This is a genomic window from Actinacidiphila oryziradicis (assembly GCF_005047355.1).
GTDB classification, from domain to species: Bacteria; Actinomycetota; Actinomycetes; order Streptomycetales; family Streptomycetaceae; genus Actinacidiphila; species Actinacidiphila oryziradicis.
Window position 1 is genome coordinate 79,812 of sequence record NZ_SUMC01000008.1, and the last position, 22,286, is coordinate 102,097.

24 protein-coding genes and 2 pseudogenes are annotated in these 22,286 nt (G+C 69.2%); 13 read left to right on the forward strand and 13 right to left on the reverse strand.

Annotation, left to right across the window (positions count from 1 at the left end; genetic code table 11):
* Positions 1-25: 25 nt before the first annotated feature.
* The 7 genes from FCI23_RS11295 to FCI23_RS11325 all read left to right on the forward strand — a co-directional run bounded on the left by FCI23_RS11295 (position 26) and on the right by FCI23_RS11325 (position 8,662).
* The gene (locus tag FCI23_RS11295; protein WP_136723367.1) at positions 26-676 is read left to right on the forward strand and encodes an SCO family protein; all 651 of its coding nucleotides are present in this window, start codon (positions 26-28) and stop codon (positions 674-676) included.
* Positions 673-1,119: a copper chaperone PCu(A)C gene (locus FCI23_RS11300; protein ID WP_246143638.1), complete on the forward strand. Its 447-nt coding sequence runs from the start codon at positions 673-675 to the stop codon at positions 1,117-1,119. Before FCI23_RS11295 ends, FCI23_RS11300 begins: the two co-directional genes overlap by 4 nt.
* Positions 1,120-1,134: 15 nt before the next feature.
* Entirely contained in the window at positions 1,135-3,459 is a 2,325-nt protein-coding gene (locus FCI23_RS11305; RefSeq protein ID WP_246143639.1) for a copper resistance CopC/CopD family protein, read from the forward strand.
* A 13-nt stretch (positions 3,460-3,472) separates the two neighbouring features.
* Positions 3,473-4,729, forward strand: a complete 1,257-nt coding sequence (efeB, locus tag FCI23_RS11310) for an iron uptake transporter deferrochelatase/peroxidase subunit (RefSeq protein ID WP_136723368.1) — start codon at positions 3,473-3,475, stop codon at positions 4,727-4,729.
* A gap of 347 nt (positions 4,730-5,076) precedes the next feature.
* Positions 5,077-6,006: a prephenate dehydratase gene (pheA, locus tag FCI23_RS11315; protein ID WP_136723369.1), complete on the forward strand. Its 930-nt coding sequence runs from the start codon at positions 5,077-5,079 to the stop codon at positions 6,004-6,006.
* Between the two features lie 572 nt (positions 6,007-6,578).
* Positions 6,579-7,856, forward strand: a complete 1,278-nt coding sequence (gene serS / locus FCI23_RS11320) for a serine--tRNA ligase (RefSeq protein WP_136723370.1) — start codon at positions 6,579-6,581, stop codon at positions 7,854-7,856.
* The gene (locus FCI23_RS11325; protein ID WP_136723371.1) at positions 7,853-8,662 is read left to right on the forward strand and encodes an HAD family hydrolase; all 810 of its coding nucleotides are present in this window, start codon (positions 7,853-7,855) and stop codon (positions 8,660-8,662) included. Before serS ends, FCI23_RS11325 begins: the two co-directional genes overlap by 4 nt.
* Positions 8,663-8,673: 11 nt before the next feature.
* Here the strand turns inward: FCI23_RS11325 and FCI23_RS11330 are convergent, their stop codons facing one another.
* The 7 genes from FCI23_RS11330 to FCI23_RS11360 all read right to left on the reverse strand — a co-directional run bounded on the left by FCI23_RS11330 (position 8,674) and on the right by FCI23_RS11360 (position 14,891).
* A complete protein-coding gene (locus FCI23_RS11330; protein WP_246143640.1) occupies positions 8,674-9,372 on the reverse strand; it encodes a rhomboid-like protein in 699 nt (232 codons plus the stop codon).
* A 35-nt stretch (positions 9,373-9,407) separates the two neighbouring features.
* Entirely contained in the window at positions 9,408-10,016 is a 609-nt protein-coding gene (locus tag FCI23_RS11335) for a YceI family protein (protein ID WP_136723372.1), read from the reverse strand.
* A gap of 84 nt (positions 10,017-10,100) precedes the next feature.
* Positions 10,101-11,141: a Vgb family protein gene (locus FCI23_RS11340; protein ID WP_136723373.1), complete on the reverse strand. Its 1,041-nt coding sequence runs from the start codon at positions 11,139-11,141 to the stop codon at positions 10,101-10,103.
* Between the two features lie 214 nt (positions 11,142-11,355).
* Entirely contained in the window at positions 11,356-12,075 is a 720-nt protein-coding gene (locus tag FCI23_RS11345; RefSeq protein ID WP_136723528.1) for an ABC transporter permease subunit, read from the reverse strand.
* Between the two features lie 29 nt (positions 12,076-12,104).
* Entirely contained in the window at positions 12,105-13,022 is a 918-nt protein-coding gene (locus FCI23_RS11350; RefSeq protein ID WP_136723374.1) for an ABC transporter ATP-binding protein, read from the reverse strand.
* Positions 13,019-13,933, reverse strand: a complete 915-nt coding sequence (locus tag FCI23_RS11355) for an ABC transporter permease (protein ID WP_136723375.1) — start codon at positions 13,931-13,933, stop codon at positions 13,019-13,021. Before FCI23_RS11355 ends, FCI23_RS11350 begins: the two co-directional genes overlap by 4 nt.
* A complete protein-coding gene (locus tag FCI23_RS11360; protein ID WP_136723376.1) occupies positions 13,923-14,891 on the reverse strand; it encodes an ABC transporter ATP-binding protein in 969 nt (322 codons plus the stop codon). Before FCI23_RS11360 ends, FCI23_RS11355 begins: the two co-directional genes overlap by 11 nt.
* 144 nt (positions 14,892-15,035) lie before the next feature.
* Here FCI23_RS11360 and FCI23_RS11365 point away from each other — a divergent pair, with 144 nt between their 5' ends.
* A complete protein-coding gene (locus FCI23_RS11365) occupies positions 15,036-15,209 on the forward strand; it encodes a TetR family transcriptional regulator (RefSeq protein ID WP_136723377.1) in 174 nt (57 codons plus the stop codon).
* Between the two features lie 81 nt (positions 15,210-15,290).
* On the opposite strand, the gene FCI23_RS11370 is transcribed toward FCI23_RS11365, so the two are convergent.
* The 4 genes from FCI23_RS11370 to FCI23_RS11385 form a co-directional block, all read right to left on the reverse strand.
* A complete protein-coding gene (locus tag FCI23_RS11370) occupies positions 15,291-16,082 on the reverse strand; it encodes a VOC family protein (protein ID WP_136723529.1) in 792 nt (263 codons plus the stop codon).
* A gap of 205 nt (positions 16,083-16,287) precedes the next feature.
* Entirely contained in the window at positions 16,288-16,662 is a 375-nt protein-coding gene (locus FCI23_RS11375; RefSeq protein WP_136723378.1) for a DUF6344 domain-containing protein, read from the reverse strand.
* 135 nt (positions 16,663-16,797) lie between these two features.
* A complete protein-coding gene (locus FCI23_RS11380) occupies positions 16,798-17,628 on the reverse strand; it encodes an SDR family NAD(P)-dependent oxidoreductase (protein WP_136723379.1) in 831 nt (276 codons plus the stop codon).
* Positions 17,625-18,263 (reverse strand): TetR/AcrR family transcriptional regulator, encoded by a 639-nt coding sequence (locus FCI23_RS11385; RefSeq protein WP_136723380.1) that lies wholly within the window; start codon positions 18,261-18,263, stop codon positions 17,625-17,627. Before FCI23_RS11385 ends, FCI23_RS11380 begins: the two co-directional genes overlap by 4 nt.
* 55 nt (positions 18,264-18,318) lie before the next feature.
* Here FCI23_RS11385 and FCI23_RS11390 point away from each other — a divergent pair, with 55 nt between their 5' ends.
* Both FCI23_RS11390 and FCI23_RS62335 read left to right on the forward strand, forming a co-directional pair.
* The gene (locus FCI23_RS11390; protein ID WP_136723381.1) at positions 18,319-19,038 is read left to right on the forward strand and encodes an SDR family oxidoreductase; all 720 of its coding nucleotides are present in this window, start codon (positions 18,319-18,321) and stop codon (positions 19,036-19,038) included.
* Positions 19,039-19,149: 111 nt separating this feature from the next.
* Positions 19,150-19,236 (forward strand): annotated as a pseudogene (locus FCI23_RS62335) (DUF433 domain-containing protein); the annotation flags it as partial.
* Between the two features lie 129 nt (positions 19,237-19,365).
* On the opposite strand, the gene FCI23_RS59455 reads toward FCI23_RS62335, so the two are convergent.
* Positions 19,366-19,740, reverse strand: a complete 375-nt coding sequence (locus tag FCI23_RS59455) for a DUF6344 domain-containing protein (RefSeq protein ID WP_136723378.1) — start codon at positions 19,738-19,740, stop codon at positions 19,366-19,368.
* Between the two features lie 403 nt (positions 19,741-20,143).
* Between FCI23_RS59455 and FCI23_RS11400 the strand changes: the two genes are divergently transcribed.
* Together FCI23_RS11400 and FCI23_RS11405 are read left to right on the forward strand one after the other, a co-directional pair.
* Positions 20,144-21,049 carry an LLM class flavin-dependent oxidoreductase gene (locus tag FCI23_RS11400; RefSeq protein ID WP_136723382.1) on the forward strand — a complete coding sequence of 302 codons (906 nt, stop codon included), beginning with the start codon at positions 20,144-20,146 and terminating at the stop codon, positions 21,047-21,049.
* Positions 21,050-21,519: 470 nt separating this feature from the next.
* Positions 21,520-21,618, forward strand: coding sequence for a DUF3696 domain-containing protein (locus FCI23_RS11405; protein ID WP_246143653.1), 99 nt, complete (start codon positions 21,520-21,522; stop codon positions 21,616-21,618).
* A gap of 116 nt (positions 21,619-21,734) precedes the next feature.
* Here the strand turns inward: FCI23_RS11405 and FCI23_RS11410 are convergent.
* Positions 21,735-21,866, reverse strand: a pseudogene (locus tag FCI23_RS11410) (LLM class flavin-dependent oxidoreductase); the annotation flags it as partial.
* Between the two features lie 99 nt (positions 21,867-21,965).
* On the opposite strand from FCI23_RS11410, the gene FCI23_RS11415 reads away from it, so the two are divergent.
* On the forward strand, positions 21,966-22,277 hold the full coding sequence (locus FCI23_RS11415) for a calcium-binding protein (protein WP_136723383.1): 312 nt from the start codon (positions 21,966-21,968) through the stop codon (positions 22,275-22,277).
* Positions 22,278-22,286: the final 9 nt, after the last annotated feature.

The following is a 22,286-nucleotide window of genomic DNA, read 5'->3' on the forward strand; positions in this document are numbered from 1 at the left end:
TAACTCTCTTCCTGAGGAAAGACTTATGCGCACAACTTTCAAGACGGGCGCGGCGCTCACCGCACTCGCCGTTTTCGCCCTCGCCGGGTGCGGCAGCGGCGGCAGCTCGGCGGACAACAGCCCGGCGGCGGTCATCACCGCGTCGCCCAAGGCCGGCACCGTACTCGACACGCCGTTCGACAAGCCGGACATGATCCTGACGGACGGACAGGGAAAGAAGTACGACCTCGTCAAGGAGACCGCCGGCAAGCCGACGCTGATCTACTTCGGCTACACGCACTGCCCGGACGTCTGCCCTACGACGATGAGCGACATCGCGATCGCCAAGTCCAAGCTGTCCAAGGCCCAGCAGGCGGCGCTCCGGGTCGTCTTCGTGTCCACCGACCCGACCCGTGACACGCCGAAGCGGCTTACGGAGTGGCTCAATGCGATGGACAAGTCCTTCATCGGCCTGACCGGCGACTTCACCACCATCCAGGCGGGCGCGCGGTCGGTGGGCGTGGATGTGGAGAAGCCGGTGAAGGCGAAGGACGGTTCCATCACCTCTACGCACGGCGCGCAGGTTCTCGCGTTCTCGCCGAAGGACGACAAGGCGCACGTGCTCTATATGTCGGGGACCACCTCGGAGCAGTTCCAGGCCGACCTGCCGAAGATCATCAAGGGTGAGACCCCGTGAGGGGGCGGTTCGGGCCGGCCGCAGCCGCCGTAGGCCTGCTCGCGCTCGCCGGGTGCTCGGCCACGGGGTCGAGCGGCCCCGAACTCAAGGTCAGCGGCGCCTACATCCCGCAACCGGTGCTCGCCGACATGGCGGCCGGGTACTTCACAGTCACCAACACCGGCGGCACCGACGCCAAGCTCACCTCGGTCACGAGCAGCTTCGCCGGTGAAATCACCATGCACACCACCAAGAACGACCAAATGAGCGGGGTGACCGCCTTCACCGTCCCGGCAGGCGGAAAGCTTACGCTCAGCCTCGGCGGCAATCATCTGATGTTGATGGATCTCAAGCGCAAGCCGCGCGTCGGCGACAAGGTGTCCTTGGAGCTGCACTTCGCGAAGGGCTCCCCGATCGACGTGCGAGTGCCCGTGAAACCGGCGACCTACCGGCCCGAGGGCTGAGGAGAGCTGAAAGCCATGAATCCGCTGCCCATGACGCTGCCCCCGCCCGCGCCGCTGCCCCCGCCCCCACCACTGCGCCTGCCGCGCACTATAGGGAACCGCCGCCCGCACCTGCCCAAGCGCACGCTCCTCGTGCTCGGCGCGCTGCTGGCCGTCCTGCTCGGCGGCGCGGCCCCCGCCTCGGCGCACGCCGCGCTGCTCAAGACCTCACCGGGCGACAGTACGACGGTCCAGAGCGCCCCCGCGCAGGTGACGCTGACCTTCTCCGAGGGCGTGCTGGTCTCCTCCGACTCCATCCGCGTCCTCGGCCCGGACGGGAAGCGCGCCGACTCCGGTGCCCCGCGCGGCAGCGGCTCCACAGCGACCGTCGCCCTGCACTCCGGGCTGCCGCTGGGCACCTTCACCGTCGCCTGGAAGGTCGTCTCGGCCGACAGCCACCCCGTATCGGGCGCCTTCACCTTCAACATCGGCACCCCGTCCAAGACCACCGTCGTCATCGCCAGTCAGGACGTCGGCGGCGGCCTGGCCGGCACTCTCTACGGCATCTTCCGCTTCATCGCCTACGCCGGCTTCGCCCTCCTCATCGGCGCCTCGGCCTTCCTCGGCATCTGCTGGCCGCGTGGCGCCGCGCTGCGGCCCATGCAGCGGCTCACCGCGGGCGGCTGGGCGGGCATGGTGGTCTCCACCATCGCCCTCCTGATGCTGCGCGGGCCCTACGTCAACGGAGGCAGCCTCAGCGGCGCCTTCGACCTCGACACCATTCGCGGCGAACTGGAGACCAAACCCGGCGCCGCCCTCCTCTCCAGGCTCCTGCTCCTCGCCGCCGGCGCCATCTTCATGGCCGTCCTCTTCGGCTCCTACGCCAAACACGACGACCCCGTCGAACGCCAGGACCTCGCCTGGGGCCTCGCCATCGGCGGCACCGTTGTCGCCGCCGGACTCGCCGCGACCTGGGCCATGGTCGAACACGCCTCGGTCGGCATTCAGTCCGGCATCGCCATGCCCGTGGACGTCCTGCACCTGGTGGCGATGGCCCTCTGGCTGGGCGGACTCGCCGCCCTGCTCACCGCCCTCTTCAGCCGCGGGGTCCGTATCGAACGCGAAGCCGTGCAGCGCTTCTCACGCGTCGCCTTCTGCGCGGTCGTGACCCTCGTCGCCACCGGCATCTACCAGTCCTGGCGCCAACTCGGCTCCTGGAGCGCCTTCGCCGACACTTCCTACGGCCAACTGCTCCTGGTCAAGATCGGCCTCGTAGCCCTCCTCCTCGAACTGGCCTGGTTCTCCCGCCGCTGGACCGCCCGCTTGGCCGACGCCCGCCCGAAGGCCCTGGCCGAGCGCACCGGCCCGGCCACGGCGAAGGCCGCGCCCTCCGCGGCGGCAGGCACTGACCGTGGCGCCCAGAAGCGCCGCAAGGTGACGGCCGCGTCCTCCGGTACCGCCCAGCGCGGTGCCACCGCCACCATCACCGCCTCCGAAGCCCCGGACGCCGCCGCCCGGGACGCCGACGAGACCTCCGCCGCCGGCCGCGTGGCCACGCCCGGCAGCGCAGCGACCACCGACGGCGCCGAACCGCCCGCTGAGGTACCCGCGCCCGGCAGCGCGGCCACAGACCCGACCGGCACAGCGGCCACCGCCGCGGCAGCCGGCGGCACAGCCGCCACCGCCCCGGCAGCCGCCGAGGGCGCCGAGCCGCCCGCGACAGGTCCCGCGCCCGGCGCCACGATCACCCCCGGTCCGCTCCGCGAAGCCCAGCTAGCCCGCCAGCGCAGCGCGCAGGCCAAGGCAGCGGCCGGACATGCCAAGGCCGAGGCCAGGGCGAAGGCCAGGGACGCCGACCCGGAGCGCCGCGGGCTGCGCAAGTCCGTGCTGGCCGAGGTCGCGGTCGCGGCCGTGGTGCTGGCCGTGACGACGGTACTGACGACGACGCAGCCGGGACGTGCCGACGAAGAGGCGGCAGCGGCGGCGAGCGCCGCGAAGGCGTCGGCGGCGCAGTCGAAGGGCGTGGATGTGAAGCTCCCGTACGACACCGGCGGCCCGGGCGGCAAGGGCACGGCGGAGGTGACCATCGCCCCGGCGAGCGCAGGCAGCACGAATGTGCTGCATCTGCTGATCGACGGCACCGACGGCAAGCGGAGGGATGTTCCGGAGGTGACGATGTCCTTCACCCTGCAGGCGAAGAAGATCGGCCCGCTGCCGGTGACGCTGAAGCACATCGCCACCGGGCGCTGGACGTCGGCCGAGGTGGCACTGCCGATCGCGGGCGAGTGGACGATGTCCGTGACCGTGCGGACATCCGACATCGACGAGATTACCGAGACAAAGAACGTGAAGATCTCCTGATGACGGAACAGAAATGACGGAACAGCAACAGAACCCCTCCCATGCCCCTTCCCGCGTCTCCCGCAGGTACGTGCTCGGCGCCGCCGGAGCCGCCGGCCTGATCGCCGGCGGCGCGGGCGGGGCCTTCGGGGCGGCCCAACTGAAGGAAGAGCCGACGGCCCTCGCCTCCGTCGGCTCGTCCTCCGTGCCCTTCTACGGGAACCGCCAGGGCGGCATCACGACGCCGGCGCAGGCCCGCGGCCACCTGGTCGCGTTCGATCTGGCGGCCGGCGCCGGCCGGAAGGGCGCGGCCGCACTGCTGAAACGCTGGTCCAGGGCGGCGGAGGAGATGACGGCCGGGCGGGTCCCGCCCGGGGACAACCAGATCGCGCTGGACGCGGGGCCGTCGTCGCTGACGGTGACCTTTGGTTTCGGGCGGTCCTTCTTCGCGAAGACGGCTCTGGCCAAGCAGCTGCCGGACGCACTGGCCCCGCTGCCGGACTTCCCGTCGGACGAGCTGGTCGCGGCACACAGCAATGGCGACCTGTGGGTGCAGATCGGCGCGGACGACGCGCTGGTCGCGTTCCACGCGCTGCGTGTGATCCAGAAGGAGGCCGGAGACGGCGCAGCCCGCCTGCGCTGGCAGATGAACGGCTTCAACCGCACGCCGGGCGCGACGGCGGAGCCCCGTACGGCACGCAATCTGATGGGGCAGGTGGACGGCACCGACAATCCCAAGCAGACGGACGCCACCTTCAACGAGCGGGTCTTCGTGCCGTCCTCCGGCTCCCCGGAGTGGATGGCGGGCGGGTCGTACGCGGTCGTACGGCGGATCCGGATGCTGCTCGACGCATGGGACGACCTATCCCTGGAGCGCCAGGAGAAGGTGATCGGCCGCCGCAAGTCGGATGGCGCCCCCCTCTCGGCCGGCAAGGGCGGTACGGAGACGACCCCCGTCGACCTGGACAAGCGCGACGCGGACGGGCTGCCGGCCATCGCGGCCGACGCGCACATCCGGGTGGCGAAGCCGGAGTCGAACAGCGGGGCGGCGATGCTGCGGCGGACCTTCTCGTACCACGACGGATTCCGGGACGACGGGGCGCCGGACGCGGGGCTGCTGTTCGTGGCCTGGCAGGCGGATCCGCTGAAGGGCTTCGTCCCGGTGCAGCGGAAGCTGGATGGCGGCGACGGGCTGTCGCGGTTCCTGCGGCACGAGTCGAGCGGGCTGTTCGCGGTGCCGGGCGGAGCGGGAAAGGGCGAGTACGTGGGCCAACGCCTTCTGGAGAGTTAAGAGGCCGCGCGAATAGGTGGGGTGGAGGAAGGTGGGGGCACCTCCCGGCCGAAGGCTGGGGGGAGGTAGCTGGGGAGGGGCAAGTCTGGCAAGGCGGAGGTGGGGGCACCTCCCAGCGGTAGCTCGGGGAGGAGGCGACGCGATGGGGGTGCCCCCTGCCCGAGCGGAGCCGAGAGCTTGGTGGGGGCACCTCCCGGACGGAGTCTGGGGGAGAGTCGTCGACCGACACCGACGGCAACACTTCCAGGCGCCGCCCATCGGCACGCGACGCCGCCCCACCTATTCGGCGGCCTCTAAGAGGCCGCCGGCGCCGGACAGGGACTGAGCGGGTCCTCTAGGCTGACCGTATGTCGCCAGCCAGCCGTTACACCTATCTGGGCCCTGAGGGCACCTTCACCGAAGCCGCTCTCAGGACTCTTCCCGAGGCGGCGACCCGCGAGCTGGTCCCGATGGTATCGGTGCCTGCCGCGCTGGACGCTGTCCGTAGCGGAGCGGCCGCGGCGGCGCTCGTGCCGATCGAGAACTCGATGGAGGGCGGGATCAACGCGACCCTCGACGAGTTGGCGACCGGGGTGCCGCTGATGATCTACCGCGAGGTGCTGCTGCCCGTCCGCTTCGCCCTGCTGGTGCGGCCGGGCACCGGGATGTCGGATGTGAAGACGGTGACCGGGCACCCGGCGGCGCAGGTGCAGGTGCGGAACTGGATGTCGGCGAATCTGCCGGACGCCGTGTGGGAGTCGGCGGCGTCGAACGCGGACGGGGCCCGGCTGGTGCAGGAGGGCAGGTTCGAAGCGGCGTTCGCGGGGGAGTTCGCGGCGGCGACGTACGGGCTGGAGCCGCTGGCCACCGAGATCCATGACGCGGAGCACGCGCAGACGCGGTTCGTTCTGGTCGGCCGTCCGGCGCGGCCCGCGGCGCCGACGGGGGCGGACAAGACATCGGCGGTCTTCTGGCTGGCCGACGACCACCCGGGCGCGCTGCTGGAGCTGTTGCAGGAGTTCGCGGTGCGTGGGGTGAACCTGCTGCGGATCGAGTCACGGCCGACGGGCGAGGGGATCGGGCAGTACTGCTTCTCGATCGACGCCGAGGGGCACATCACCGACCGGCGGGTGGGTGAGGCGTTGATGGGGCTGAAGCGGATCTGCCCGCAGGTGCGGTTCCTGGGGTCGTATCCGCGGGCGGACGAGGTGCGCCCGAAGCTGCGGCAGGGGACGACGGACGCGGAGTTCACGGATGCCGCGGACTGGCTGGGCCGGGCGCTGGACGGACGCGCCTGAGAGGCGCCCCGGCCCGTCCAGGCCCCGTCCAGGCCCCGTCCAGGCCCCGTCCCGCCCGTACTGACGTTCTCCACAGGGTTATCCACAGGCTCAGTCGAAGAGCTGGGGATAAGTCGACACCAGGGGCCGGTCAGTCGACAAATCGGCACACAGACCCCGACCGCATCCACGGCGCCGTACGCCATCCCGGTCAGTCGAACCCCTTCGAACAACCCCTCAGAGGGAGGATAACTCACTCTAAAGTGAGCGTTAGGACGGTTTGATCCGGTAATCCGCAACCACGGACCCGCTCTTCGGAATGATCGACTATTTCTTCCACAGGCCCCGGCCCCGGCCTGTGGACAAAGAAAGGGAACCTCCCCCGCCCTGTGGATAACTCACCCCGGCCCACCTGCCCAACTCCCGTTGTCCACAAGGTGGATGTCCCCGGAGGAGGGATACGGAGAATTCGGTTGACGGACACCTTTTCGTCATCGGCGAGTTTCCCGGCACTCTTCCCGGTAGCGGACAAAGGCTGACATAAAGCACTTAACTTGTCGCGTCGGAGGCCATCGCACCGGTAGCCTGTAGCCGTGATTGACCTTCGTCTGCTCCGTGAGGACCCCGACCGTGTGCGCGCCTCCCAGCGCGCCCGTGGAGAGGACGTCGCACTCGTCGACGCCCTCCTCTCCGCCGATGAGCGGCGCAGGTCGTCCAGTCACCGCTTCGACGAGCTGCGCGCCGAGCAGAAGCAGCTCGGCAAGCTCATCCCCAAGGCCCAGGGCGAGGAGAAGGCGAGCCTGCTGAAGAAGGCCGGCGAGCTCTCCGCCGGCGTCAAGGCCGCCGACGCCGCACAGAACGAGGCGGCCGAAGAGGCCCAGCGCCTGCTGCTCCAGCTCGGCAATGTCGTCCACCCGGATGTCCCGGTCGGCGGCGAGGAGGACTTCATCGTCCTGGAGACCATCGGCACCCCGCGCGACTTCGCCGCCGAAGGCTTCGAGCCCAAGGACCATCTGGAACTCGGCGAGCTGCTCGCAGCGATCGATGTCGAACGCGGCGCCAAGGTGTCCGGCTCTCGCTTCTACTACCTGACGGGCGTCGGCGCGCTGCTGGAACTCGCGCTGGTCAACGCCGCCATCGCACAAGCCACCGCCGCCGGCTTCATCCCCATGCTCACCCCGGCCCTGGTCCGCCCGCGCGCCATGGAGGGCACCGGCTTTCTCGGCCAGGCCGCGGAGAACGTGTACCACCTGGAGAAGGACGACTACTACCTCGTCGGCACCTCCGAGGTACCGCTCGCCGCCTACCACATGGACGAGATCATCGACGCGGCCAAGCTCCCGCTGCGCTACGCCGGCTTCTCGCCCTGCTTCCGCCGCGAGGCCGGGACGTACGGCAAGGACACCCGAGGCATCTTCCGCGTACACCAGTTCGACAAGGTCGAGATGTTCAGCTATATCGACCCGGCCGACGCCGAGGCCGAGCACCAGCGGCTGCTGGAGTGGGAGAAGCAGTGGCTGACCGCCCTCGGGCTGCCCTTCCAGGTGATCGATGTCGCCACCGGTGACCTCGGCTCCTCGGCCTCCCGCAAGTTCGACTGCGAGGCGTGGATCCCCACCCAGGGCAAGTACCGCGAGCTGACCTCCGCCTCCAACTGCAACGAGTTCCAGGCCCGGCGGCTGTCCGTCCGGCTCCGCGACGAGCACGGCACCCGGCCGCTCGCGACCCTCAACGGCACGCTCTGCGCCGTACCGCGCACCATTGTCGCCATCCTGGAGAACCACCAGCAGGCCGACGGCTCGGTACGGGTGCCGGAGGTGCTGCGGCCCTATCTGGGCGGTCGCGAGTTCCTGGAGCCCGTCGCCCGGTGAGCCCTCTTCCGTACCGACTGATCGCGACTGATCTCGACGGCACGCTGCTGCGCGGCGACCACACCGTCTCCGTCCGCAACCGTTCAGCGCTCGCCGCCGCCACCGCGGCGGGCGCCGCCCACATCATCGTCACCGGCCGCCCGGCCTCCCGGACCCTGCACATCTTCGACGCGCTGGGCTACGAAGGGCTCGCCGTGTGCGGTCAGGGCGCGCAGGTCTACGACGCGGGTGAGCACCGCCTGCTGACCTCCGTCACCCTCGACCGGCGGCTGGCGCAGCTCGCACTCGCCAAGATCGCGGCCGAGACCGGCCCCCTCGCGGTCTCCGGCGTCCGTGACGGCCTGGACGGGGCGTATCTCCGCGGCCCCGGCTACCGCATCATCCCCGAGCTGCCGGTCCAAGACATCACCGAGGACCTGGCCGAACTGTGGGACGCGCCGCTCAGCAAGCTCTTTATCCAGCACCAGGCGCTGGGTGACGACGAACTCGCGAGTGCCGCCCGCCACACCGCCGGTGACCTGGTCGGCGTCGTCATGTCCGGCGAGGGCCTGGTCGAGCTCCTGCCACTGGGGCTGACCAAAGCCACCGGCCTCTCGCTGGCCGCCCGCCGCCTGGGGCTGAAGGCCGCCGAGACGATCGCCTTCGGCGACATGCCGAACGACATCCCGATGCTGAACTGGGCGGCGTACGGGGTCGCGATGGCCAATGCGCACGACCAGGTGAAGCTTGTCGCCGACGAGGTGACGTCGTCCAACGAGGAGGACGGCATCGCCGTCGTCCTGGAGCGGGTTTTCGCTTCGCGCTGAGCGTGTCGCGGTCAATCCCCCAATGCTTGCTTCGTGGGGGTCATCGGGTAGCACGCGAACCCGAGCAACACGGCCGTGAAGTGGCCGAGGTCCGTGTAGGAGCGGTCGCCGCTCAGCAGGGGGTACGTGAAGAAGCCCAGCGCCCCGGCCGCGTAGAGCCAGCGCCAGGGCCGGGGCACACGGTAGGTGAGGACGCCGACGACGCCCGCGAGGCCGTAGCTGACACCTATGTCGACCGTATGGACGAGGGATCTGGGCAACTGGTCGTAGTCGATGCCCATCAGGACGGCCTTCTGGCTGATGAGGGTGGCGCCTATATGCGCGATGGCGGCCACGGCGAGCCATCGGGGGGTGCCGAGCCAGCGTTCGGCGTGTGCGTGGACCAGTTCGTACAGGACGAAATAGAGCGCGATGCCGGAGGGGACCTCGATCCACAGGGCACTGACGATCAGAACGCGGATCGGATGCTTGCGCAGCTCGATGAGGTTGGTGCTGTTGTGGTGCAGCAGAAAGCTGCGGACGCTTGGCGACACCACGGCGAGAATGCCGCTGTTGACTGCCAGGAACAGCAGCCAGATGTGTGTGCCGGGCGTGGAACGCACCCAGGAAACGACGAAGCGCGCCGCGCCATGAGCGGTGACGCGGCGTTGCTTCGTACTGCTGCGGCTGCTGGTGCTGGCGCTGCTGCGGCTGCTGTCGTCGGCGGTCATCCCCTCCATTTTCCGCCCACGGGGATTTAGCGCGTTCAGGCGGCCTTGATCGCGGAGATGTCGAAGGTGAGCGTGACCTTCTCGCCGATCAGCACGCCGCCGGTCTCCAGGGCCGCGTTGTAGCTCAGGCCCCAGTCGGTGCGGTCTATGACGGTGGAGCCCTCGAAGCCGACGCGCTGGTTGCCGTAGGGGTCAGTGGCGGTGCCGTTGAAGATGAAGTCGATGCTGACCGGCTTGCTGGTGCCCTTGATGGTCAGGTCGCCGGAGAGCCGGTACGAGTCGTCGCCGAGGTACTCGGCGGAGGTGGAGCGGAAGGTGATCTCCGGGTGGTTCTCGGCGTCGAAGAAGTCGCCCGTGCGGAGGTGACCGTCACGCTGTTCCTGGTTGGTGTCGATGCTGGCGACCTTGATGCGCACCTCGGCGGTCGACTTGGCCGGGTCGCTGCCGTCGAGGTGCAGAGCGCCCTCGTACTCGGCGAACTGGCCGCGGACCTTGGTGACCATGGCGTGGCGGACGGAGAAGCCGACCTCGCTGTGGGTGGGGTCGACGGTGTAGTCGCCCGTGAGATGTGGGAGGCCCGGGCCGGCGGCCGTGGCCCCGTCGGTGGCGGTGTCGCTGTCGGTCTTGCGGCTGAAGAGGCTCATGGTCTGCTCCTGGGGACTGGCAGCTAGTTGTTTAATGTTGAACTTCAAACACCGTAGCGGCATTCCCTTGAAGCTTCAAGGTGATCAACGTCGTACGCGAAGAACGATGAGACCGCCGAGCGCCACGAGGAACGCCCCGACGGCGAAGAGCAAAGGCGGGTCGAGGTCGTCGATGTCCAGGTCAAGGTCGAAGCCGACTCCGATCCCGGCGCGACTCGAGTTGTCCGGCCGAAGTGCGGGCTCAGGCCCGGCGTAGACACGGTTGCCGTCGAAGTCCGACACATAGAGGCGACCGCCGGGGCCGACAGTGGTGCCCCAGGGCCTGGCGAGCCCGTCGGCGGAGTCCGCGAGGACCGTGTAGGTGCCGTCACGGGCGACTCGGAAGAGCTTTCCGGCAGCCGGGCTGGTGAGGTAGAAGGTGCCGTCATCGACGGCGGTGAGGCCGCGGACATCCAGTCCCGGCGGGCCGCCGGGGACGATCACCCTCGCACTGCCGCCGGTGAGCCGGTAGATCTTGCCGTCACCTGCCGCGTAGAGCCTCCCCGAGCCGTCCACCGCCACCGTGGTGACCTTGACGCCGGCGGGAAAGAGGGAACTGACCGCGCCGTCACGGGCGATCCTCTTCAGGCCGCGGGCGCCTGCCGCCGCGTAGACACTCCCGTCGGCACCCAGCGCGACGTCGAAGTATGTGCCGGCGTCGACCAGCAGCTCGCTGGTCGACCTGGCGTCGGGAGTGATGGCGACGACCTTGCCGTCCCCCGAGACATAGACCTTGCCGTCGCCGCCGACCGTCACGCCGTACGGGGTGAAGTCGGTACTCGCGAAGGTCCCGATCATGCCGTCCGTGCCGACCCGGCGGATCGCGTCATTGTCCGAGTCGACGAGATATACGCGCCCCCGGGAATCGGCGGCCAGCCCGGCCGGTGCGTCGAGTGCCGCACCCACGGCCCTCGAACCGTCACCGGCGTACCCGGCGGCCCCGGTGCCGGCCAGCACGGTGGACGGCCAGCCGGTGGGACCGGCCCCGTGGGCCGCCGCGGCGGCGGGCGAGACGAGGAGGAGGACGGCCAGGAGGCAGCCGACCAGCGCCGGCCGGCCGGCCTGTCGGCGGGGATCGTGCTTCACGACGAGGCTCCGGGGGTCGGCGTCACGGACAGGAAGTCACAAATGTGACAATCCGACCACCCATGCGCCCGGAGCCGGGCCCACCCGAGCCTCTAAGACCACTCGCCTGGACCACGCCTCGCCCTTGGCCACCAGGGCCGGCGGCCAAGGCGGCCAAGGCGGCCAAAGCGGCCAAGGCGGCCAAGGCGGCCAAGGCGGCCAAGGCCAACCACGCTCACTCCTCGCCCGCCAGCTTCAGCACCCTCAGCCTCTGCCCCGCGAACCAGGTCGCCACCACCGTCACCGCCACCAGCCCGATCACCCCCGCCGTCAGCCCCACGTCCGAGCTGACCGTCCCCTCACCCGCGATCCGCTGCGCCAGCGACAGCGCCCACTGCTGCACGCTCAGCGCCCGGGCCCCGGGCACCAGGTTGCCGATCAGCGCCTCCCAGACCAGCGCGTACACCAGCCCCACCACCACCGCGTGCCGCGTCACAACCCCCAACAGCAGGAAGAGCGCGCTGTACGCGACCGACGCCACCGCCGCCGCGACCCCGAAGGCGACCGCGATCTGCTGGCTGTTGCCGTTGAGGATGAAGCCCGCGATGAAGGTCGGCACCGCCGAGAAGAGGACCGAGACGCCGATCGCCACCAGCAGCTTGGTGAAAATGATCGACGGCCGCTTGAGCGGCTTGGCCAGCAGATAGACGATCGACCCGTCGTCGATCTCCGACCCGATCGCCCCCGTACCGGCGATGACACCGATCACCGGCACCATCGCCGCCAGCGCGAAGCCGCCGAGCACACTGGTGGCCGCCGAGTCATCGGCACCCGACAGGGCTCGTACGGCGGCCGAGATGACGATGAGCAGCAGTGGCAGGGCGAAGAGGATCAGCGCCCGGCGGCGCCCGAGAAGCCCTTTGTAGGTCAGGCGGGCCACAGTTGGGTGGTACAAGGACATGGCCGATGGCTCCTTATTACGCATTACGCCGAGACCAGATAGGAGAAGACGCTCTCCAGGGACTCGTCCGAGGGCGAGACCAGGTAGAGCCGGATGCCGTGCTCGCGGGCGACCCGTGGCAACAGCTGGGTGAAACCCGCGAAGTCGATCGCCTGGATACGCAGCGCGCGCTCCTGCCAGTCGAGTTCGATGCCGGCCGTCGACGCGTCGGCGATCAGCGCGGACGCCAGCGCCCGGTCGTCACTGGACCGTACGAGATACCGGTGCGGGCGGTCCGTCATCAGCCGGCGGATCTTGCGGAAGTCTCCCGATGCAGCGTGCCGTCCGGCGACGACCACCTCGATATGACTCGCGAGCTGCTCGACCTCCTCCAGGATGTGCGACGAGAACAGCACGGTGCGGCCGTCCGCTCCCATCTGCCGCAGCAGCTCCATCAACTGCATCCGCTGCCGCGGGTCCATCCCGTTGAACGGCTCGTCAAGGAGCAGCACCGACGGATCGTGGACCAACGCCGAGGCCATCTTCACCCGCTGCCGCATGCCCTTGCTGTACGTGACGACCTTGCGGTCCTGCGCGTACTCCATCTCGACCGTGGCCAGCGCCCGCTGCGCCGCGGCGCCCGGATCCGGCAGCCCGTGCAGCTCCGCGTTGGCCACGACGAATTCACGAGCCGTCAGGAAGTCGTACATCGCCTCCCGCTCCGGCACGATGCCGATGTGCCGGTACACCTGCTCATTACGCCAGATGGCGGTGCCGTCGAGGGTCACCGAGCCGACCGAGGGGGCCAGAAAGCCGCCCATCATGTTGATCAGGGTGGACTTACCGGCACCGTTCGGTCCGAGCAGGCCCGTCACGCCGGGGCCGATGGTCATGCTTATGTCATTGACGGCGACAACATTGCCGTACCAGCGCGAGACATTGGCGATGGAGATCGTGGTCACGACAGTCCGACCTTTCCGTAGCGGCGCATCAGCAGCCCGAATGCCCCGGCGATCAGACCGAGTACGACCAGCAGGTACACGATGCCCGCGAAGACGCTCGACGGCCCCTGACCGTCCACGAACGAGGAGCTCGCACCGAGCCACCAGGTCTGGACCCCGTCGATCAGTGTGATCGGCGAGAAGAGCCCCAGCCAGCCGATCGCGTGCGGGCTTCCGGTCGCCAACGCCACGCCCTGGACGCTGGTCACCGCCCCGTAGGAGAGCGTGAGGACGGCGATGATCGCCGCGACCCCGAAGCCGCGGCGGGGTGTGAGTGCCGCGATCACCAGGGCGATCCCGGAAAAGAGCAACGAGAGAAGAAGGACGGCCACCAGAGCCTTCCCGAATCCGGCGGTCTGGTCCGCGAAGCCGAACTTCGCGAGCAGTGCGCCTACATAGAGGATGAGGATCGGAGCGGCGGTGAGGATGAAGAGCGCCGCCGTCATGGCCGCGAACTTGGCGGCGACATAGTCGATCCGCTCGATCGGGCGGGAGAAGTACAGGGACGTGACCCTGAAGCGCAGGTCGCGTGAGACGGACTGCGGGGCCTGCGCCGCCAGGTAGAGGCCGATTACCGCCTGCATGATGATCGCGTAGCGGGTGTACTCGATCGGCAGCTTGGTCATGTTCGTGGTCAAGGCGACCGCCACGATCATCAGCGCCGGGGCGGTCATCACCGCGAACAGGATCATCGGCAGGACCTTCGACTTCCCGGAGCGGCCGAGGCCGTACGCCCCTCGCAGGCTCTGCGAGAAGAGCGAGCGGCGGGCGTACGCACGTCCCAGGCGCGGCCCGTCGTAGTGCCGGTAGCCGATGTTGTGGATGACGTCCGGCGCCGTGGGCGACGCCGTCTTGACGGTCTCAGGCGGCATCGCTGCTGGCCCCTTCATTCTGCGGGTTCGGGCTGTCCGTGATCCCGGCCGGCTGGAAGACTTCGGCGATCTTGTGCCTGCGCTGTTCCATGCGCACCAGCCCGAGGCCGAGTTCGGCGACGGCGTCGCGGACCTTGTCGTACGTCTCGTCACCCTCCAGATCCACGAGCAGCACATGGCCCGAGCCATCCACCTTGACCCCCGCCAGGTCCAGCGCGGCGCGCAGCGCACGGGTGCCGTCCGGGTGGCGGTCGCTGTCGGTCACCTCGACCGCGAGGGAGGCGGTGGTCTGGGTGAAGTCGCTCGTCGACGACGAGCGCAGCAGACGGCCGCCGTCGATGATCACGATCTGGTCGCTGGTCCGCTCCAGCTCGCCGAGCAGGTGCGAAGTGACCAGCACCGAAATCCCGAAGTCCGTGTGGACGCGGCGGATCAGGCCCAGCATCTCGTCCCGGCCCGCCGGGTCCAGGCCGTTGGTCGGCTCGTCGAGCAGCACCAGCTTCGGGTCGTGGACAAGGGCCTGGGCGAGCTTCACACGCTGCTTCATGCCCGTGGAGTAGCCGCCGATCGGGCGGTACCGCTCCTCGTGCAGCCCAACGTGCCGCAGCGTGTCCGCCGTCCGCTCGCGCGCGGCCGTCGGCGGCAGCCCCGACATCCGCGCCATATGAACGACGAACTCCGTCGCCGACACATCCGGCGGGAGGCAGTCATGCTCAGGCATGTACCCGACGAGGCTGCGGATCTCCGCCCCCTCGGTCGCCACGTCGAGCCCCAGCATGGACGCCCGGCCCTCCGTGGCGGGGGACAACCCCAGCAGAATCTTGATCAGGGTCGATTTGCCGGCTCCGTTGGCACCCACCAGGCCTGTCACGCCCGGCGCGACGTCCACGGTGAGCCGGTCCAAAGCGGTTACCTTGGGGTACCGCTTGCTCAGGCCTTCTGTAGCGATCACTGTCACGCCTACGACGCTAGTGGCGTGCGCCACATCCGTCGTCAGTCTTGAGAGGGTTTCCGTCTACTCCTCGGGGTTGAGCGCCCCCTGTGCCTGTGTAGGGGGTCCTCAGGGTCTGCTCGGCCCTGCGTAGCTGCTGTCGAGGTCCGGATGCCCGAGGTGGCGCGCGCCGCCGGGGTTGGCATCGGCACGGTCTACCGGCGCTTCCCGACCCGGCAGACCCTGGCCCGGTACCTCCGCCATGTCGGCCAGGTGCTGTGCGGCGACCGACGCCGCTTCGTCGACCTCGCCTTCGCCGACCCGCGCCCCCGCACGGACAGCTGATCCGGCACCGGCCCTCCGCGGCATGCCGCAAGGCCGCCGGGCCGTGGCACGGGCGCCGCGCGGCGGACGGGACGGACGGGGTCAGGACACTTCCGGTGCGCCGACCGCGACCACCGCGAAGACCGCGCCCTGCGGATCCTGCACAACGGCCATCCGGCCGACCTTCTCCATGTCGAAGGGGGGCGCCATCACCGATCCGCCGGCCCGTACCAGCGCATCGACCGTGCTGTCGGTGTCGTCCACGGCGAAGTTCACGAGCCAGTGCGGCGGAATCCCCTCCGGGAGATTCTCCATGCCCTGCACACCGGCGACGGTGCGGCTCTTGACCTGGAAACCGGTGAATTCCGGCATCTCGGGGATCGGGGCGGCTTCCACGCCCAGCGCGGCGCGGTAGAAGTCCGCGGCCGCCTCGGGGTCCGGGGTGCTCAGCTGGTTCCAGCACAGCGCGCCGGGCTCGTTGACGATCTGGGCGCCGGGGAACTCCAGCGGCTGCCACACGCCGAATGCCGCGCCCTGCGGGTCCGCGGCTACCAGCATCCGGCCGATCTTGCCGACGTCCATGACCGGGACGATCACGGTGCCGCCGTTCGCGCTGATCGCGGCCTGGGTGGCGTCGGCGTCCGCGCTGGAGAAGTAGGTGGTCCAGTTGGGCGGCGGCGGGGGCTGGTCCCCCGTCGACATCGTCTTCATGATTCCGGCGACCGGCTTGCCCTTCACCGTGCAGACCAAGTAGCCGCCGAACTCCTGGGGGCCCACCTCGCCCTGCCAGCCGAAGAGGTCCCGGTAGAAGTCCAGGGCGGCCTGCTGGTCCGGGGCCATCAGGTCGATCCAGCACGGCGTGCCGGGTTCGTACGGAGCGGTGACTTCGGGCATCTTGTCCGTCTCCAAGCGGTGATCCGGCCGCAGACAGGCGTCCCGGCGGGTACGCGTCCCCCGCTGACGACCTTCCCCGCCGCTCCACCGATACCGCCATCCCAAGGGCCGGAAATGTCCTCCGCGCCGATGGAACGGGTCGGCGGCTGCGCCGCGGTCGTCGAGTCGAGCGCCAAGGCTCTGCGACGTGGGACGTGGGATGTCGTCAGGCGTAGAGCGGTCTCGCGTTTCGGCGGGGCGAGGGGATCGGGCCCTGGGCCGCGGTGTTCACCACCGGGACGGCGTCGGCGATCTCGCCGGGCATGCTCCGAGCCCGGGGCGAGGCACCATGCGCCTCAGCATGGATCCGCTGCTTCATCGTGGGCGGCAGCGACCGGTCACGTCCCGGCTCGGACGGCTGACCGGAGGGGGCCACCACGCCGCCACCGGCCACCTCCGCTCGCGGCGCGGCAGGGGACGGGGCAGCGAACGGAGCAGAGAAGGGGGACCTGGACGGCACCGCGAACCCCAGCGCGGCAACGCACTTCAGGAGCGCGGTGATAAAGGCACTCCAGAACGTCCTGACATTGGCGACAGCCATGGCCTCTCTCACTTCCTCATCCGTCGATCAACCTCCTCCGATGATGCGGAAACAAGCACGAAAACCCGGAAGCCGCACCCCGAATTCGCCGATATACACACCAACGCCACCCGCACGGCCCAACAAAAGCCGCGCTCAGCGCGGCTCTGTGGCCTTGGTGAGTTCCACACTCGTGTCCCACAGCCGCAGGCGGGCGTCGGGGTCGTACGCCTGCGGGTTGGCGCGGGTTTCCCGGATCCGGTCGAAGAACCGGCCGGTGGTGTCGGAGAGCGCCGGGTCGGTGACGAGCCGGAGGGTGGCGTTCGCTCCTTCCTCCAGCGTGTCGATGCTGTAGCCGACCTCGGCCAGGACCATCTTGGTCGGCATGTAGGTGGCCGGGTGCAGGCTGTTGACGGTGACCTCGGCCGCGGGCAGGCGTGCGGCGAGTTCGAAGCCGGACATGATCTGGGCGAGCTTGCTCTGGCCGTAGGCACGGCTGCCGTTGTAGCCGCGTTCCAGCATGAGATCGGCGAAGTCGATGGGGTGCTGCCCGATGGAGGCCACGTTCACGATGCGGGCCGGCGCCGAGGCGCGCAGGAGGGGGAGGAGTTCGAGGGTCAGCAGGAATCCGGCGAGGTAGTTCACGGCGAAGCGCAGTTCGTAGCCGTCGGCGCTGGTCCGACGGGTGCGGCCGTCGGGCTCGCCGCCTCCGATGCCCGCGTTGCTGACCAGTACATCGAGGCGGTCGGTGGCCGCGCGGACCTCGGCGGCCATACACCGGACCTGGCCGAGGTCGGCGAGATCGGCGAGCACCGTCCTGGGGCGGGCGGCGCCGCGGGCGGCGAGGGCGTCCGCGATCCGGTCGAGCTTGTCCCGGTCCCGGCCGTGCAGGATGAGGTGGGCGCCGTCGGCGGCCAGTTGGCCGGCCAGGGCCCGGCCGAGACCGTCCGTGGCGCCGCTGATGAGGATCGTTCGTGAGCTGGTCACAGTGCCTCCGTCGGGTCGCTGGCGGCAGGGGTGGTGGTGGGTGGGGGCGGGGCTTGGACGAGGGTTGCCAGAAGGTCGTCGACGAGGTCGCTGTCGAGGGCTTGACGGGTGGCCAGGAGCCGGTACCACAAGGTGCCGAACACGATGTCCAGCACGGTGGACGGAGCCGGGTGCGATGGCAGGTCGCCGCGCCGCCGGGCCCGGTCGATGACCGTCTGGAGTGAGTCGCGGCGCCGGTGCAGGAAGGCGGTGCGGAACCGTCCGCCGAAATCGCGGTCGATCTGGGCCTCGGCCATCAGCGTGCACAGGATGTCGATGACCTTTCGGCCGCGGGCGAGCCGGTAGGTGTCTTCCAGGAAGGCCCGCAGGTCCTGCCCGTAGGAGCCGTGATCGGCGGTCGTGACGTACAGCTCGCCCTTGACGGCCATGGCGTCGAGTAGGACGTCGGCCTTCGACGGCCACCAGCGGTAGATCGTCTGTTTTCCACAGCCGGCGCGGGCCGCGATGCCCTCGATGGTCAGGCCGGCGTAACCGACCTCGCCGAAGAGTTCGAACGACGCGGCCAGGATCGCCATCCGGCTTTCCTCGCTGCGCTTGCGGCCTGGGCGCCCCGCGGTGGGTCGTTGTTTGTCCATCGGTATGGATGCTAGCTTAAAACGAGACGCGACGGTTCGATTTAGGAGACGCATCATGCCCCAGCGCACCGCCCTCGTTGTCGGAGGAACATCCGGCATCGGGCTCGCCTCGGCCCGCCTGCTGCACACTCGCGGGGCGACGGTCCATGTCGCCGGCCGCAGCAAGAGCCGCCTCGACAACCTTGCCGCCACCGACCCCGACCTGATCGGACACCAGGCCGACGCCGGCCACCCCGACGAGCTCAACGCACTCGCCGACGCGATCGGCACCATCGACTGGCTGGTCGTGAGCCACAGCGGAGGCGACGGCGTGGGCCCGGTCGCCGATCTGGACCTGGCCACACTGCGCCGCGCCTTCGACGCCAAGTTCTGGGGCCACATCGCCACGATCCAGGCCGCCCTGCCCCATCTCGCGTCCGACGGCTCGATCACCCTGATCAGTGCCATCAGCGCACGAGCCGCCATGCCGGGAACCGCGGGCCTCGCCGCAATCAACGGCGCCATCGAAGCGCTGGTCAAGCCCCTTGCCGTGGAACTTGCCCCGATCCGGGTGAACGCGGTGTCTCCTGGGCTCGTCGACACGCCCTGGTGGAGCGGCATGCCCGAGGAGGCCAAGCGCGACTACTTCGCGCAGGCCGCCGCCGCTCTGCCGACGCGGCGTATCGCAACGGCGGAGGACATCGCCGAGGTCGTCGTCCTCGCCGCGACCAACGCCAACACCACCGGCACCATCATCGAAACCGACGGCGGCGCCCGCCTCGTCTCCCTGAGCTGACACGCCGTCCGGCCCGGAGAATGCAGTACGTTCAGAAAAGTATCAAGTGGGAGGAAGCGGTGGTGATCCACGAGCTGGTGGACGTACCGGCTCCCTCATGTCTCGGTCGACCCAGCCGTACGTGGCGGCAAGCCGGTGATCCCAGGCACCCTCATCCCGGCGTCCGAGGTCGTGGCACTGGTCAGGGACGGGATTCCACTGGAGCAGGTGCAGCACTCGCGTTGTGACTCCAGGCATCCGCCAGGTGACGCTCAACCAGCAGTCTGCAGTGCGACAGGCGCCGTGACCGCAGGTCCAATGCCCTGCTACATGGGACGTGGGATGTCGTCAGGCGTAGAGCGGCCTCGCGTTTCGGCGGGGCGAGGGGATCGGGCCCTGGGCCGCGGTGTTCACCACCGGGACGGCGTCGGCGATCTCGCCGGGCATGCTCCGAGCCCGGGGCGAGGCACCATGCGCCTCAGCATGGATCCGCTGCTTCATCGTGGGCGGCAGCGACCGGTCACGTCCCGGCTCGGACGGCTGACCGGAGGGGGCCACCACGCCGCCACCGGCCACCTCCGCTCGCGGCGCGGCAGGGGACGGGGCAGCGAACGGAGCAGAGAAGGGGGACCTGGACGGCACCGCGAACCCCAGCGCGGCAACGCACTTCAGGAGCGCGGTGATAAAGGCACTCCAGAACGTCCTGACATTGGCGACAGCCATGGCCTCTCTCACTTCCTCATCCGTCGATCAACCTCCTCCGATGATGCGGAAACGAGCACGAAAACCCGGAAGCCGCACCCCGAATTCGCCGATATACACACCAACGCCACCCGCACGGCCCAACAAAAGCCGTGGCCGAGCCCCCCGCCAGGCAGAATCCGTGCGCGGGTGTGTCCTCCTGCCCATCCACCGTTGGGGCGAGGTCCAGCAGGCCCGGTCGGACACGCCGACCAGCGAAGATGACCGGTTGCTCCCGCACCCGGCGGACGTTCCGGGACCGGCCGGAAGACCCCGGACATCCCGTGCACAACCCTGGCCAGGAATGAGAGACACCGGCCCCCTTAACCCTCGTTGCTCAGGACCGTCCTGTCACCTGGATATACGGACCCGTAGGCTCGGGCGCATGAGCCTACGTCTGAGCACCGTGATCCTGCCGATCTACCGCTGGAATGAGCAGGGCCGGGAGGTGTGGCAGCAGGCCGAGGAGTTGGGCTTCCACGCCGCTTACACCTACGACCATCTGTCGTGGCGGGTGCCCTTCCGGGACAGGACATGGTTCGGAGCCATCCCGACGCTGACCGCCGCGGCCGGAGCGACGGAACGTATCCGCTTGGGAACCCTCGTAACCTCACCGAACTTCCGTCATCCAGTGCCGTTCGCGAAAGAGCTGATGACGCTGGACGACGTCAGCAGCGGGCGGCTGACACTGGGGATCGGGGCCGGCGGTACCGGATTCGACGCCGAGGTGCTCGGGCAGCAGCCGTGGTCGCCGAAGGAGCGCGCCGACCGCTTCGGCGAGTTCGTGGAAGTGCTCGACCGCCTGCTCACCCAGGGCGACAGCAGCTTCAGCGGCACTTCCTACTCGGCCTTCGAAGTGCGCAACATCCCCGGCTGCATGCAGAGCCCCCGCCTGCCGTTCGCCGTGGCCGCCACCGGCCCCCGCGGCATGCGGCTCGCCGCCAAGTACGGGCAGGCATGGGTGACCACCGGGGACCCGAGCCTGTTCGACGAGGGCACCCCGGAGCAGTCCCTCGCCGCCATCCGCGGCCAGGTCGACCGGGTCTCCGCAGCCCTCGCCGCCGAGGACCGCGACCCCGCCGACGTACCGAAGATCTTGCTCACAGGCTTCACCCCCGATTACGCCAAGCCCTTCACCTCGGTCGACGCCTTCGTGGACTTCGCCAGACGCCACGCCGAGGCCGGCATCGACGAAATCGTGCTGCACTGGCCGGTGGCCGACACGATCTTCGGCCACGACCCCGCCACCTTCGAGCGCATCGCCACCGAAGCCCACGCTCAGCTTCGTTGACTCCGCCCCTTGTCGCTGGTGGAGATCGAGACCGGAACCTCCGAGCAGTCCCGCGAGACGATCCGTCCGACAGATTGAATGGCTCGGCGAGGTGTGCGCAGAAACTGGCCGCTGGACTGGAACAATCCTCACCCCGGATCACGGCGCCCCCGCTGGAATCTGCCGATGCCTCCGTAGACTGCGCCGGCCGCCGCGTCGAACTCGGCGTCATCGAGATCGTCATCCACGCTCCGATCTCTGATTCGGGCTTCGACGCCGACCAGACCGTGGTCGCGAGGATCGCAGCGAAGGCGCAGTGCCAGCTGAAGTTGCAGGTCAGCCTGGTTGCGTACGAACGACCCCTCTGCTGAGCGGTCGGAAGCTCGACGTCGTCAGTCGTGACAGGGCGGAAACGAAGTCGGTCGCGCCCCGACTCGGGCGTCGTGCGAAGCTAGTTTCGCTTCGATCACGACAAGGCCCTGCCCATCGACATCAACGACAAGGGCGAGCTCAGCCACTGGCCCAGCGGTTTCTTCGACCAGATCGAGACCGATCTCGGGAGGCTGGCCCGTGCCCAACGCGGCAGGTAGGAACGGAAAAGGAAACAAGCAGGACTTACCGGGTGCCTCCATCGCTCTGGATGCCGACGACGATTACCGCGTCGTCGTCGCGGAGGAGGCCGAGGCGGCGGCGGTCAGCGTAGCTTGTCCCGAAACGACCGCCATGAGAGGTGGTCGTAGGTGTAGGCGGCGTGGAACCCGAGTTCTTCGGCCCGCTGCCAGATCTTCTGCCCTTCGTACCACCGTTGGACGGGAAGGATCACTGTGCTCAGACGCATGCCGTGGACGATACGCGGGGGTACGCGAACCGTGGCTGTGCCGGCGGAGCAGGTGCGGAAGCCGCGCGGCGTCACCCCGGTGGTCGGTAGTCTTGCTCCATGGGCATGTTGGGTAAGGCCGAACTCGAGGCCATGATCGATGAGGCGACTGTCGACGCCTACAACGAGGACGAACAGCTGACCGGTCTGCTCACCATGCTCCAGGAGAACCTCGACGTTCCGTTCACCACTGCGGTTCTCGGAGTCGAGGTGACCGTGCGCGGCGTCGACCTCACGCCGGGTGGTCAGATTGTCGCGCTGTGCTCTCGCGGCAGCATCCGGCAGTCGATCGAAATCCTGGAGCTGCCGTTGCCCACCCCAGCCCCTGAAGGCGCGGAGTGGATCGATGCGTACCGTCACTGGGCCGGTTGAGGGCAAGCG